At 69.6% G+C, this 13368-nt stretch carries 13 protein-coding genes; 4 read left to right on the plus strand and 9 right to left on the minus strand.

Features of this window, described 5'->3' with window-relative positions:
• Nucleotides 1-572: 572 nt before the first annotated feature.
• A complete protein-coding gene (locus tag AB0I68_RS30925) occupies nucleotides 573-896 on the minus strand; it encodes a hypothetical protein (RefSeq protein ID WP_363180667.1) in 324 nt (107 codons plus the stop codon).
• A gap of 248 nt (nucleotides 897-1144) precedes the next feature.
• Here AB0I68_RS30925 and AB0I68_RS30930 point away from each other — a divergent pair, with 248 nt between their 5' ends.
• Complete coding sequence (locus AB0I68_RS30930; protein ID WP_363180751.1) at nucleotides 1145-1582, plus strand: DUF6233 domain-containing protein; 438 nt, start codon at nucleotides 1145-1147, stop codon at nucleotides 1580-1582.
• A 329-nt stretch (nucleotides 1583-1911) separates the two neighbouring features.
• On the opposite strand, the gene AB0I68_RS30935 is transcribed toward AB0I68_RS30930, so the two are convergent.
• Together AB0I68_RS30935 and AB0I68_RS30940 are read right to left on the minus strand one after the other, a co-directional pair.
• The gene (locus AB0I68_RS30935) at nucleotides 1912-2694 is read right to left on the minus strand and encodes a hypothetical protein (protein ID WP_363180668.1); all 783 of its coding nucleotides are present in this window, start codon (nucleotides 2692-2694) and stop codon (nucleotides 1912-1914) included.
• A 67-nt stretch (nucleotides 2695-2761) separates the two neighbouring features.
• Entirely contained in the window at nucleotides 2762-3376 is a 615-nt protein-coding gene (locus AB0I68_RS30940) for a TetR/AcrR family transcriptional regulator (RefSeq protein ID WP_363180669.1), read from the minus strand.
• A gap of 53 nt (nucleotides 3377-3429) precedes the next feature.
• Here AB0I68_RS30940 and AB0I68_RS30945 point away from each other — a divergent pair, with 53 nt between their 5' ends.
• Nucleotides 3430-4407 (plus strand): GNAT family protein, encoded by a 978-nt coding sequence (locus AB0I68_RS30945; protein WP_363180670.1) that lies wholly within the window; start codon nucleotides 3430-3432, stop codon nucleotides 4405-4407.
• A gap of 372 nt (nucleotides 4408-4779) precedes the next feature.
• Here the strand turns inward: AB0I68_RS30945 and AB0I68_RS30950 are convergent, their stop codons facing one another.
• The 3 genes from AB0I68_RS30950 to AB0I68_RS30960 form a co-directional block, all read right to left on the minus strand.
• Nucleotides 4780-5415 (minus strand): hypothetical protein, encoded by a 636-nt coding sequence (locus AB0I68_RS30950; RefSeq protein ID WP_363180671.1) that lies wholly within the window; start codon nucleotides 5413-5415, stop codon nucleotides 4780-4782.
• Between the two features lie 222 nt (nucleotides 5416-5637).
• A complete protein-coding gene (locus AB0I68_RS30955; RefSeq protein WP_363180672.1) occupies nucleotides 5638-6099 on the minus strand; it encodes a lactococcin 972 family bacteriocin in 462 nt (153 codons plus the stop codon).
• Between the two features lie 703 nt (nucleotides 6100-6802).
• Complete coding sequence (locus AB0I68_RS30960) at nucleotides 6803-7168, minus strand: VOC family protein (RefSeq protein ID WP_363180673.1); 366 nt, start codon at nucleotides 7166-7168, stop codon at nucleotides 6803-6805.
• Nucleotides 7169-8183: 1015 nt separating this feature from the next.
• On the opposite strand from AB0I68_RS30960, the gene AB0I68_RS30965 reads away from it, so the two are divergent.
• Nucleotides 8184-8627: a transglycosylase SLT domain-containing protein gene (locus AB0I68_RS30965; protein WP_363180675.1), complete on the plus strand. Its 444-nt coding sequence runs from the start codon at nucleotides 8184-8186 to the stop codon at nucleotides 8625-8627.
• Nucleotides 8628-9186: 559 nt separating this feature from the next.
• On the opposite strand, the gene AB0I68_RS30970 is transcribed toward AB0I68_RS30965, so the two are convergent.
• The 3 genes from AB0I68_RS30970 to AB0I68_RS30980 all read right to left on the minus strand — a co-directional run bounded on the left by AB0I68_RS30970 (nucleotide 9187) and on the right by AB0I68_RS30980 (nucleotide 11842).
• Complete coding sequence (locus tag AB0I68_RS30970) at nucleotides 9187-10302, minus strand: CU044_5270 family protein (RefSeq protein WP_363180676.1); 1116 nt, start codon at nucleotides 10300-10302, stop codon at nucleotides 9187-9189.
• Nucleotides 10299-10928 carry an RNA polymerase sigma factor gene (locus AB0I68_RS30975; RefSeq protein ID WP_363180678.1) on the minus strand — a complete coding sequence of 210 codons (630 nt, stop codon included), beginning with the start codon at nucleotides 10926-10928 and terminating at the stop codon, nucleotides 10299-10301. The genes AB0I68_RS30970 and AB0I68_RS30975 overlap by 4 nt, the downstream gene beginning before the upstream one ends.
• A 332-nt stretch (nucleotides 10929-11260) precedes the next feature.
• A complete protein-coding gene (locus AB0I68_RS30980; protein ID WP_363180679.1) occupies nucleotides 11261-11842 on the minus strand; it encodes a TetR family transcriptional regulator in 582 nt (193 codons plus the stop codon).
• Between the two features lie 63 nt (nucleotides 11843-11905).
• Between AB0I68_RS30980 and AB0I68_RS30985 the strand changes: the two genes are divergently transcribed.
• Nucleotides 11906-12403 carry an SRPBCC family protein gene (locus AB0I68_RS30985; RefSeq protein ID WP_363180680.1) on the plus strand — a complete coding sequence of 166 codons (498 nt, stop codon included), beginning with the start codon at nucleotides 11906-11908 and terminating at the stop codon, nucleotides 12401-12403.
• Nucleotides 12404-13368 lie beyond the last annotated feature (965 nt).

The raw sequence follows: 13368 nt of genomic DNA on the forward strand, positions 1-13368 counted from the left end.
GTAGCTGGGGGATATTGGCGACCGACGACAACGCGGCAAGGCGCGGTGCCTGGGGGTCCCCCCGGACGGAGTCTGGGGGAGGCCCGGGCCCGGCCCTGATCCGCCGGACACCCCCTAGGGCCGATTCCCACGGACACCCACCACACCCAGCCTCCGATCGCGCACCGGAGCCCTGTCGGGTCGTTGCCCAACAGGGGCTCTGTGCGCCCGCCCTCGGGAAAGGCGCGGCGAAGGGCCGCCACCACCCCTCACCCCATGACGGCCCCCGCCCCCTGGGCCCTACCTACGGGGCGGGGGTGAACTCCACCTCCTTGGCCGGTCGCCGCAAGAGCGCCGTAATCTAGGGATCGAGCAGCTGATTGTCCCCTTGCGCCGACCACAAGGCCTTCTTCACGAGCGCCCGCGACCCGCCGTCGGGGCCTTGACACGCACCCTGCAGCGCCCCAGTCCGCTCGTTGAGACGGCGACCCTGGGACACCAGAAGGCTGGTGTCGCCCATGCCCTCGTCAGAGAGGCGGGGTGCTCATCTTCCACCGCCACCTCACTCGTGAGACGGCGTCCGCCCAGTCGGCTCAGTTGCCGATTCCCGAGTTGCCCACACCCGAGTTGCCGATTCCCGAGTTACCCACACCCGAGTTGCCGAGTCCCGAGCTGCCCACCCCCCAGTTGCCGAGTCCCGAGCTGCCCACCCCCCAGTTGCGGAGTCCCGAGTTGCCCACCCCCCAGTTGCGGAGTCCGGAGTTGCCCACCCCCCAGTTGCCGAGTCCGGAGTTGCCCACCCCCCGGTTGCCGAGTCCGGAGTTGCCGACACCCGAGTTGCCGATACCGGAGTTGCCAACTCCGTCGGCGCTTGCCATGGCGGCTCCGCCGAGGGTCATGACCGCAGCAGTGCCCATGACGGCCACCATACGGAGAAGACGTGCACGCATCATCACATACCTCCTGTTTCATGCCGATTTCTCTACATCTCTAGCATGCTGCTCTCTCGAACACCGGACACAACTGACCTCACGCACCCATGTGGCTCACGACAGTGGTCAGCAGGTGTCACCGGCGTGCATTGAACACCGCGGAGGAACGCGAAGCCCTCGCCGCGCGGCGCCGGCCGCTGCCCGATCCGCCGCATGGCTGATCGGGCAGCGGCATCGGAGCGGACCGGATCCCGGTCGGTGTCCACGCCGGGACATGCTGGGATGCACGAAAGCGCTGCACGGCCCTGCTCACTGACGAGGCGCGCCAGGCGCTGGCCGAGGGAGTACCCGCGCGCCCGCACTGCCGGCCCGACGTGACAGCGGGGTCGGGTCAGCCCCACTTCTCGTCCGCGAGGGAGGTGACCGGGGGCGAACAGGGTAGTCCGGGCGTCGCCATGGGAAGGGTCGAGCCGTGGGCCGGAGCCACGCCGGTGGGTGGCCGAGTCGGCAGGCAACGACTGCGTGGGCGCCTGGCAGCGCAGGCTCCGGGAGCCCGCGGACCTGGTCGACGACGCGGCCGACGCCCTGACGACGGTGCGAACGCCATTACCGCCGAGGACGGGGCGACAGTCGACCGGCTGCACGCGGCCGGCGGCGTGCCGGGTCGGTGAGGTCGGCCGCACCGTCACGGAACGGTTCGTGAAAGTTGATCGGGTGCAGGCCGTCGATGCCGTCGGACAGGGCGAGGGCGACGGCGAGCGGGGAGCACGACCGCCGGCGGCAACTGGTTCATCTGGGCGCGGCCCGGGGCCTGCGCCTACGACATGGCCGCGGCGCTGCCCGGTTCCGTGCTCCTGGAACCACTTTGGAGACGTAGGGAGCCCGGGGCCGCCACACTCGCTGAACCCGGAGAACGCGGTCCCGCCGACCTCGGTATGCCCGTCATCGCCAGACCATGCTGACGGATCCGCCCGGGCCCACGCTTGCCGGCTCGGAGGAGCTACGAGAGGAAGTCCTGCCAGAACGCGACGGTCGCTCTCGGGTTCCAATCGTCAGGGGTGTGCGCGCTGAAATCGTCGAACTCATGGTTGATGTAGTCGGCCAGGTCAGCACCGTAGTAGACGATGTCGGTGCCCCAGACCGACAGGACGGGGTGACCGTGCGCCCCGTGGCCGGCGGGCAGGAACCGATGCGCGTACACGGGAACGAGCTTCGGCACCCGGTCCAACATCGACATGGCTTCGTGGAGTGCCTCACCGGAATCGGCAGGTCGCTGCCGCCACGTCGGATGCCAGTAGCCGTGCTCAACGGCCTGAAGGACGCCTTCGACCGGCCATTCAAGGTGTTCCCGGATTTTCGCCGGGTCGCCATGGCGCCAGTCGGGCCATGGGCTCGCCCACGTGGCCCCCTCCTCTGGCGGCTGCCTCACCGGCAGCCCCGTAGCCAGAAAGGCCCGATGGTCGTCGGCGAACTCGAAGCCGTACTCCTCCTCGATGCGGCGGAACTCGGCATCGGTCAATCCGGGCTCAATCTCACAACAGTCGGCCGCGGCGAGCAGGCGCGCGGCCTCCCATCCCGGCTTCATTCCCGCGGACGTCATCACCCTCGAACAGTAACCGCCCTGACCTGGGGGGACGCCAGCTGATTTCGGGTTCACGCGGCACGAGGAAGGGCGGCGGTCCTGCTGCCCGTCGATGCGGCGTGGCGGGATGTCGCCCGCGGGTGGTTCCTCGAGCCGGGATGGCCGGGCTGCGAAGTCGAGGTCGAAGCCGAAGTCGTTCAAGGTCCACGGTTCTGGGAGGCAGGGGAACCTCGGATCAGTGGGACCGTTTGCCGGCACCAGGGGCCGGTCAGCTGTCGCGGCCGTTGGAACGGGGCAGCGTGGTCGAGGCGAGGAAGTCGTCGAGCATGGTGATTTGTACGGCCTTGGGGAATCGGCGGGGGTCGAAGAGGGCCTGCACGACGAGTCCGTGGGTGAAGGCGACGGCGGTGGCGGCGAGTTGTTCGGGGTCGGCGTCTGCGGGGAGCTGGCCGAGGTCGTGTGCGGCTTCGAGGTGTGGGCGGATCGTCGAGCGCAGCCGGGTGTAGCGGTCGGCCTGTTCCGTGGCCAGCCCGTCGTCGGCGAGGGAGAGGTCCCAGGAGCTGACCCAGATGCGGTTGCGGGCGGTGTCGCCCGGGGTCAGCGGCAGGATGTCCAAGAGCATGGCGCGCACGGTGGCGAGGCCTGCGGCGGGACGCGCGCGGCGAGGCCTTTCCGCGGTGCGCTTCTCCAGCAGGTCCAAGGCATGTGCGATCAGGGCCCGTTTCGTCGGGAAGTAGTGCATGAGCATCCCGGTCGAGACGTCCATCGCAGCGGCGACGGCACGCAGGGTCAGCCCACCGAACCCCTTGTCGGCGAGGACGTGCCACACCGCCTCGGATACGTCCTTGCGGCGGGCTTCACGGTCTCCAGGTGCGGGCGGCATGCTGCTAGCTTACGTACCGAACGCTTGTTATGCATCCAGAGAGTGAGGCTCCCGTGTTCACCCTGACGCTCGACGATCACGCCCAACTCCGTCCCTTGGAGCCCTGGCAGGCACAGGAGTTCCTCGCCCATATCGACCGCGCCCGGGTCTCCGTGGACCCTTGGATACCCTGGGCGACGTTCAGCACCGACCTTGACTCGGCCACCGCTACGCTCCAACGCTACGCCGACCGTCTGGCCCAGGACACCGGCCGGATCTACGGGATCTGGCTGGACGGCACGCTGGTCGGCGGCGTCATGTTCACCCGCTTCGACAGCGACTCCGGGGTGTGTGAGATCGGCTGTTGGCTGGAGCAGGCCGGGGAGGGACGGGGCCTGGTGACCCGGGCCTCCCGGGTGTTGATCGACTGGGCCTTCCGGAAACGCGGGATGAGCCGCGTCGAATGGTGGGTCGCCGCGGGCAACACCCGCAGCGTCGACGTCGCCCGTCGGCTGGGTATGACCCGCGACGGCGTGCTGCGGCAGCGTTCTTCGTACCGAGGTGTGCGGTACGACAGTGAGGTCTGGTCGGTCCTTTCCGAAGAATGGCCGTCCCTCGGAAAGGCGTCCGGGTCTGACGTCCAGGCCGAGCTCGACCGGCTGATGAGCGTGTTCATCGGCGCCTTCACCAACACCGGCGACCGCCGGCCGGACCTCGGGGTCATCCGTGACGTCTTCATTCCGCAGGGGAGGATCATCGCGAACGTCGGGGACGAGCCCGTGATCTACGACCTCGACGCGTTCATCGAGCCCCGGCAGAGGATGCTCACCGACGGGACCCTGACGGAGTTCTCCGAATGGGAGGTCGCCGCGCGGACCGAGATCTTCGGATCGATCGCGCACCGGTTCAGCGAATACCGCAAGTCCGGCTTCCATCAAGGCGAGTGGTTCGAGGGCTCCGGCCAGAAGACCACCCAGTTCGTCCGGACCCCGGCAGGGTGGAGGATGTCCTCGCTGGCCTGGGACGACGCGCCCGCCACCGTCGCCGAATGACCGCGCGGAGGCCAAGGCGACACTGCTTCCCGCGCTGCTGAGTACGGTTGCTTGGGCGGGCGTGCCGCCGGCCTCCTCGCGGCACCGGCCGCGGACCGCAGGCCGCACGAACGGGACCGCCTGCACGCCGCCGAGGTGCTGGCGGAGGCGGCCCCGGCCGTGCCACGGGCGTGCTGGCCGCGCGGGCCGCGCGGGCCGCCGACCAGGAGATCGGCCGCTGGACCCGGGTTGCGGCAAGGTTTCGCAATCCGGCCGGCTTCTTCCAGCGACTCGGAGGCCGGTGACCTGTGGGCGAGCGAGCCTCGGCCGGGCAACGAGCTTCGTCGTCACACCACTGGCATCCCGCAATATCGTGCTGAACGAATTGAATCGTTAACGCCGACCCGCCAACCGAGATGCCCCGTCGGCAGATCGCCTGCGCCAGTTCCCGAGTGCAGCCCAGCCCACCAGGGCGATGATGGCGACCACGGCCAGGACACGCGTCGCACTCCACGTCGTGGCGACGATTCCCTTTTGCATCGACGCCTCGGCGCCCAGGCGCATCGTGGTCTCGACAATGACTATGAGGGGAACCACCACCCGAAAAGGCAGCTGGTAGGCACCATTTCGCGAGAGGTGGCCGGCGATCCCCAAAAGCGGCCCAAGTACAGCTCCAGCGAAACACCACAGGGCGGTCATCGACAAGAAGTCGCCCCATGCCATGATCATCGTCTGCCCCGTGTGGTCGGCGAGATCGGCCTGTAGGAAATCTCCCTGAACCGCCTTGGTCAGATAATAGGAGACCACGGCGAAGAGGAGTGAGATCACGCCGAACGCGGCGGATTTTGCTTTGGTCCTCCCGATCGTGCCGGACAGGAAGGACAGGGCTGCCCAGCTCCAACCGGCACTGAGCGTCAGATGTGCGACCTCCCCAACCGCACTGGATGTCGCCAGGAGCAAGGGGCCGCTCACACCGACGGCAATGCCGGCCACGGCGACCGTCACCGAAGAGAGAAAGGAAGAACGCATGAACGATCACACCTCGACCTGAGGAACGCTCGGACGCAACCCGACAGCGTGCGAGTGAACCCAAGGCCGAAGCCCCGGCCGCGGATCCGAAGATTCGAGCGGCCAAGGCTCCAGCAGTGGTTCCACTCGCTTCATCCTAGCCAACTGCGCAAGAATGAAACAATCGTGACGTTCAGTCAGCTCAGCCTTCGACCGTCAGCGACGAGTGGCCGGCCTGAGGGCTCAGTAGGTGCCCCAGTACGTGTAGCAGGTGTAGGCCCCGCCGCCCACGAGCCAGGCCTTGGCCCAGATGTCGGCGTTCTGAATGTCCTTGTCGGTCCCGCCCGCGATTGCGACAGTGGCCGAGTGCTTCTTGGTCCGGTGGATGTAGTTCGAGTAGCACCCCTTGCCGTTCCATTCGACAGTGGTGCCGTAGTTCCACGTACCGCCACCGACGCTCTTGCTACCCATGGGGGACATTGATTTTGCGTTGATCGGAATGGCGATGACGCCCCACTCGGTGGGCTTCTCGCCGTTCGGCCCGCGCAGCGAAGCCGGGGGCTGAACGGTGCTGGACACTGTGTAGGTCGCGCTGTAAATCTCCGGCTGCTGGGCGGCTACGGCAGTGCCGGAAGTCGCCACGGCACCGCCTATGAGCATCGCCGATGCGGCGGCTAAGCCCATCAGTTTTCCAGGAGTCTTCATGGGTTTCCTCCCCGTTCCTCCGTGTGGATCTCTGCCGAATCACAGTAAACGCTCAGAACGCCAGAACGGGGTTTCTTCCGGGGATCTCCACAAGTGGATGTCGAAAGTCCTGCCCATCGGATTCGGCAATTCCGCCAGCTCCGCAAGATCGCCCCGACCGGCCCGCTCCGTGGTCGGAGGTGCCACCCCATCAAGAGCGGATTCATGATCGGTTCTGAGTCTGAACTCCGTCGGAGATCTTGGAGATGGCCGGTAAGGAATTGGTCGCGGGCTCATATGCGCGAGCCTGAGGGCGGCCGGTGCGACCCTGGCTCCAACACGACGTCAGGCGCTCCCATGCCCTGGCTGATCGTGGCGAAGGCCGCCCTGCCCACGGCCCTGGGTCCAGGGCCGCCCTGGCCGCGCTGCGGCGCCGCAGGTGCTGTGGCGACGGGGCCCGTTGCCTCAAGCGGCCGCAGTTGCCGGTGGCCCTGAGGATTCGGCGGTGGTGTCCGGTCAGGAGCAGTCCGGGTGACCAGCCAGGCGACGCTGCGCTGGTAGAGGCTCACGTCATGTCGGGACCCCTTGTGGCCGGGGGAGCCGAGTCCATCAAGGCCCAACGAACAGTCGCCATGCACTTTGACAAGCGGGCCTCCATCTCCCGTGGCGCAGTCAACCTCGCGTCGAATCGGATGTGGCTCCGCCGGCGACCACCGCGCAGTCCTCAGGGCCGATGGCAGACGGCCTCGATGTTGTTCCCGTCGGGATCGCGGACAAAGGCTCCGTAGTAGGACTCGTGGTACTCCGGCCAGAGCCGGGGCGAGTGCAGGCCTTCGGCACCTACCTCGAGGGCCGCTGCGTAGAAGGCGTCCACGGCGGCGCGGTCGGCCGCGGCGAATGCGATGTGCAGTTCGCGCGCAGGCGCGGGGTCGGTGGCGGGGACCAGCCACAACGGGTGGCCGGTGACCCCGAAGCTGATGTTCTCGCCGAATCGCTTCTTGCGCTCGCCACCTAGCGGAGCGAGTACGGCGTCATAAAAGGCGGCACTGGCTGCGATGTCGTGCACCGGGATGGCGATGTGATCCAACATAGGACAACCCTGCCCCTTCTCAGGAGAGTTGTCGCGCATTTTCTCAGACGGCCTACCCACCGGTAGAGCGCAGGGGCACACGCCTGTGCCCCCTAGCCGATGTCCGCGACCGGAACTATCGGCCGTACGGCGACGGCGGTGCGTTCAGCGTGCTTGGGTACGGCAGCGGGGCTGCGCCCCGTGTGGGCCTCCAGCAGTTCCTCGATCCGTGCTACGAGCAGTTCCCGCTGGTCAATGGGGCGCCCGGCCCCTTCGGCTGCTTATTGGCCGGCGCGTTCTGCAGCGCAGGCGGTGCGCAGGCCGTCCAGTTCGTCTGGGCGCAGAGGCTGTCGAGGATCACGTGGATCGGGGCGCCGTCCGGGTGGGTGCCCGGATCGTTCCCGAGGCCGCACGGGTGCGGTCGACGCCCTTCATCTGGTCGTCGCCGGCGGAGTAGCAGCCGTGGAGCAGGCGGTCCCGTGGGTTCGGCGGAAGGGCCCGGCAGCCGGTGGGGGGCGGCCGCGCTCGGCCCGGCGGGAGCCCGTGGTGGGGTGGATGCCGAGCGGTCCGAACTCAACGAGAACCCGCGGTGAGCCGGTAAGCCGCGCAAGGCCTCGTGGCCGATCCGGACGGGCCGGGCGATGACCAGGACCGTGCGTCGACCGACCGGTTTTCCTTCGATACCCGGGCCATCCGGCATCCGGCCGTGCCTCTTGGAGGGGTACGACCGATGACTCTCGGTGAGATTCGGGTGCCCTGGAGGTGAGCCGCCCCATAGGGCCCACGTCACATACGAATCGGGATAGTAGCTTTCAGGGGTCCGACACTGCTTCCTGGCGGCGCTCCCACCTGCACGGATCCCTCCGGGGCCGCCGGAGGGTCGCCGGTGCCGACTGTGGGGGCCCCTAGTAGGAGGGGTCGTTGCCAGGGGGTCGGGGCGCCGGTAGAACTGGATGAGTCGCCAGGCGGCACGGGTGCTTACCCGCCGCTGGTGAATCCCTCTCCACCGCGTGAGTGGCTCACGCATGTCTTCGGCATGCAGCGACCGTCCTTGTTCCCTTCGGAAGGTTCCTCCGTGTCCAACGCTGTCATCCGCCGCATCGCCGCTTCGAAGAAGACCCTCACGGGTGCCGTCGTCGCCCTCGGCGTCGCCGGCTCCGTGCTCGCCACGGTTCCCGCTCAGGCGGCCCCGACGAGCGCCAAGGCGATCGCCCAGCAGATGATCAAGGACCCGGCGCAGTTCGCGGCCTTCAACAACATCGTTTCCCGTGAGAGCGGCTGGAACCACACGGCCACGAACTCCTCCTCGGGCGCGTACGGCCTGGTCCAGGCCCTGCCGGGCTCGAAGATGGCCTCGGCGGGTGCGGACTGGAAGACCAACCCGGCCACCCAGATCAAGTGGGGCCTGGACTACATGAACTCCCGCTACGGCAGCCCGGTCGGTGCCTGGAACTTCTGGCAGACCCACCACTGGTACTAAGCCACCAGCGGTAGCAGACGCACGAAAACGCTCGGCCGGACTTTCCCGGCCGAGCGTCTTTGCGTATGGGCCCGCCGAGCTCACCGGATCGCCCGCATCAACGCAGCCACCCCAGCCGTGTCGGCAGCCGCATGTCGAAGGCCTGCGTCGCGGGATGGATCGGTCCGCCCGGTCGGCGTACGAAGGGCTCCGTGCGGACTCCGCCCCCACCCTGCCCATCGCTCGCCCACCTCGCCCGCGCCCTCGGCCCCGACTGGCGGCAGTCCCGTCCTGACCCGAGCGGGGGAGTCCGGCCGGCGAAGGCGAAGGACACCGGCCCGAAGGTCCGCAGGCCGAACAGATGCCGGGCGTCCCGGCCGAGGACCGGGCCACCCGGTGGTGCGGAGCTGCCCTCCGGCCCACAAGGTCCGCGATGCTCATCGTCAGGGCAGGGCTGTGCGTGGGGGAGCTGGTGGCCGGTCGCCGGGAGCGGATCCGCAGCGACCGGGCAGTCGGCCGGCCGCAGGGCACGGGGCACAGGGCACAGGGCACGGGTGGGACTCCGTGCCCCGCGTGGCGGTCAGCCGGTCGTTGTCGGCTTCTCCTTGATCCGGTCGACGACCGTCCGGGTCATGACGGCGTTGGTGAACACGACTGTGCCGGGCTTGATCAGGCCCTGCTCTCCGGACTCACCCTGCACCTGGACGGTGCGCTCGCCGAGGAACACGAGGGTCTGGCGGTCGAAGATCCACTCTTCGCGCCGGCCGGACTGCTCGTCCAGGCGGGCGACGGCGAGTCCGTGGCGGCCGGCGGCGTCGACCGCGTCGTCCACCGTCACCACGCCGGGGATCTTCGCCGCGGCCCTGTAGAGCGCGGCCGTGAGTTCGGCCGGGGGGTAGCTGCCGCGCAGCAGGTCGCCGATCGTGGTGAAGGCCTGCTGGTCGGGGCTGTTGCCGTGGCCCCTGGTCTCCTGGTAGATCCGCGCCAGCAGTACGTCGGGGTCGGTGGGCAGGGCGGCGAGATAGTTGTAGCTGGGCGCGTTGAGGTTCGCCGTCGGGGTCTGGCCCTTTTCGTCGGTCCCCTCCAGGGTCACGCCTTCCGGGCCGGTGTTGCCGGGCTCGATCAGCCAGCCCTTGGTGCCGTCCGGGGAGTTCCACTGGTGGCGCATGTGCAGTTCTTCGCTGACCAGGGTGTGCTTGTCGTTGACGGTCTTCACGTAGGTGGTGGCCGTCTTGCTTCCGATGTAGACGAACTGGTCCGCGCGTACCGCCGGGCCGGAGGAGGAGGCGGCGAGGGAGATGCGGTCCAGGAGCTGCGGTGTGCCCTGGGGGTCGGTGGCGCCGATCCTTGTGGTCAGCACCGGACCCGTGGCGACCGTGGAGCCGGGTCCGTCCGTGGCGCTCTGGTCCACGTAGCGGAGGAAGCCGATGGCGAGCGCGCCGGCCAGCGCGAAGGCCGCGGCGGGCACGAGGATCGCACTGCGCAGGAACGGGTTGCGCGACCTGGCGGTACGGGCCGGGGCGACGGTGGTGCCGGTGTCGGCGCCAGCGGCTCGGAGGTCTTCGTGGATGTGGGCCATCAGGCGCTCCTTGTGGAACTGGTGGCGGCCCGCGGGCAGTTCCCGTTCGGTGAACGGCAGGAGGAGCGAGTTCTCCTCCCGGTCGGCCGGGTGGGGACGGGAATGGTCGGCGTTCATCGGATTCCTTCCTGTGCGGACCGGACCGGCTTCGCGCGGTCGCCATTTGTCTGTCGGGACCGAGCCGCGAGTTCCCGCCTGTTTTTCTTCAGTTCCGCTTCGGCGAGTTTGCGCAGCTTCGTACGGGCCCGGGACAGCCGGGATCGGACGGTTCCGACCGGGATGCCGAGCACCCGGGCGGCTTCTGCGTACTCCAGGCCCTCACCAAGGCACAGCAGAAGGACTTCGCGCTCGGGCCCGCGCAGCGCACTCAACTGCGCCAGCGTGGCCGCGATCTGCTGCCGGTCGTCCAGTCGGCCGGCCACCTCGTCGGCGTGATCGGGCACGGATGCGGCACCCGCTGCCGCCGCGGTGGCGGCAGCAACGGCGCGGTAGCGCCGGTTGCTGCGGCAGTGGTTGCGGGCGAGGTTGGTGGTGATGCCCAAAAGCCAGGGCCGGAGCGATCCGCCCTCGGGGTCGACCGTGCCGCGCAGCCGCCAGGCTTCCAGGAAGGCCGCCGACATGACATCCTCCGCGACGGCCCAGTCGCCGGTCATCCGGAAGGCATGGTTGTAGAGGGTGCGGGCGTAGCTGTCGAACAGCTCCGCATAGGCGTCCGGATCCCCGGACCGCACCCGGGTTCGCATTTCTGTCGTCACTCCTGTCGGCTGTCCGGCAACCCCGGCTGGGTTCCCGTGACCTGTGTCACGCCGGCCGCGGATCCGTCGGCCCCGCCGGGTGCCGCCCTGATCCGGATGAAGGGCCAAGCGTTGTCCCGCACATGATTGCCCTCGTCCAGGACCGCTTGCCCCGCGGCCGCAGTGCGCCCCTGCGCGCGGCCCGTTGGCCGGCTGACCCGGGGCCTCGTGATCGCGGCGCTTGCGGCAGGCCTGGATCGCAAGCCGCAAGCCGCAAGCCGCAAGCCGCAAGCCGCAAGCCGCGCATGCATCACGCCGCATGCCGCACGTCGGAACCGGCCCTAGCCCAGGAGGGCCGCCGTGCACTCCTCGGCGAGGTCCTCGGCGTGCGGTGGTAGGGGCATGCCCGCGCGCACGTGGCGTCGGACCACGGAGAGGGGCAGGTCGACCAGGGCCAAGGTGACCCGGTCCCGGTCCTGCTCGTCCGTGGCGCCCAGGGCGTCGGCGAGGCCGCCCAGGGCGGCGAAGACCCGATCATTGCCGGAGTCGGCGCGCGCCGTGTGCTCCTCGGACCAGTCGGCGCGGCCGAAGTCGGTGGCGCCGTAGAGGAGCAGGGCGGCTTCCTCCGGGCTCTCCCGGCTCCAGCCCACCACGTACCGGGAGCCGGCGCGTGCTGCCCGGCGGGGGTCGTCCTCGCCGTCGAGTACGGCCAGGTAGCCCTGCTGGAACCGCTCCACGGTCCGCAGCCACACCTCGGCGAGTAGCGCCGTGCGCCCGGCGAAGCGGTAGTAGACCGAGCCGCTGGGCGCGCCGACGGCCAGGGCGACCGCCGACATGGTCACGGCCGCCGGTCCATCGGCGGCGGCGAGGCGGACGGCGGCGTCGAGGAGTTGGCCGGTGTCGAAGCGGGGTGGTCGTGCCATGAATCAGAGAGTACTCTCCAATTTATTGGAGAGAGGTCTCTAATACTGATGAGGGGAGGGCGCATGGGCGTCCACAACGTGCACGAGCGACTGCTGCCCGCCAAGGAGAGCGAGGTGGGCGCGCTCATCGACACCCTGGCGAGCGGGGATGACGACCGGCTGTGGCCCGGACGGGACTGGTCGCCGATGGAGTTCGACAGGGCGCTGGGGCCCGGTGCGACGGGGGGCCACGGACCAGTGCGCTACACCGTGGCCGGGTACGCGCCCGGGCGCTGGATCCGCTTCGAGTTCACGGGGCCACGCGGGTTCCACGGCTTCCATGAGCTGGCCGTGCTGCCCGCCGGTCCGGACCGCACGCGGTTGCAGCACACCCTCTCCATGTCCACCAGCGGCCTGGCTCGCATCACCTGGCCGCTGGCCTGGCGGCCGCTGCACGACGCCTGCCTGGAGGACGGCCTCGACCGCGCCGAGCTCGCCACCACGGGCAGGGTGGCCCTCCCGGCGCGCTGGTCGCCGTACGTGCGCTTCCTACGCGCCCTGGCTGCCCGCGCCGGCCTCTGAGGCCCAAAGGAGCGGGACGGCACCGGGTGGATCGCGGTCGGGGTGACGGAGGACTACGGGGCGGCCGTGGGCCGGATGCACGACCTGACGGTGCCGCAGGGGCGCGAGTGGGCCGAGCGGTGGTGCGGCGAGCACCGCACGCAGCGGGTGGGAGGACCGGGAGGCCATGGGGGCGGCGAGGGCGCCGCCTGCCCGCCGGGTTCGCGTCCTGCGCCCGGGTGAGCGGTGACGGGCCTGGTGTCCGTCCCGGTCTCGTGGGTGGAACTCGCAGAGCGGATCCCGCGATTCCTGCCCGATTTCGCGTCCGGAGAGGCGGCTCGGATCCTGGTCAGGCTGACCTGATCGGCCAGGGGCCGGATCCGTGCCCACCTCACGGACCGTCCCGGCGCCTTGGTCAGCGGTGCCTCTCCCTACTGGTGAGGGGGCCGCAGGGCAAGGCGGGTGAACATTGGGCGCTTCGGTTCCCGTCCGGCCGCGGTCTGGGGATAACGGTGAAGAGGACCGGCAGTTGGCAGGGCTGCCGCCGCGAGCGACGAGGGTGGACATGGCGGTCATCGGAGCCTGGAATCGGAGAGCCTCTGCCGGCCCGGTATCCGCTTCGGGCCCGAGGGCGAGGGCGAGGGCGAGGATGAGGGCGCGTACGCGTACGCGGCGCGGCTCAAGGCCCTGGCCGGCACGGCCACCCGGCTCGGCCCCGACTTGCCCGGGGTGCAGGAGGTCGGCGATCCGTCGGCGCCGGCCGATCTGGCCGACATCCTCGACGGGCCCCCGGCGTACCGCCTCGTCCGCGCATCCGGACACGCGTGGGATCCGGGCGGGCTTCCTCAGCCGCCTGCCGCTGACCCTGCCGGGGGACATCACCGACTTCCCCGACCTGCCGGCTCCTGTCCAGGCCGGCGACCACAACGAGCCGACCGGCCCCAGGGGACGCGGCGCCCTCGCGGCCCGTGCCGAACCCGCCTCCG

Origin of the sequence: Streptomyces sp. NPDC050448 (assembly GCF_040655295.1) — a bacterium.
Classification (GTDB): domain Bacteria; phylum Actinomycetota; class Actinomycetes; order Streptomycetales; family Streptomycetaceae; genus Streptomyces.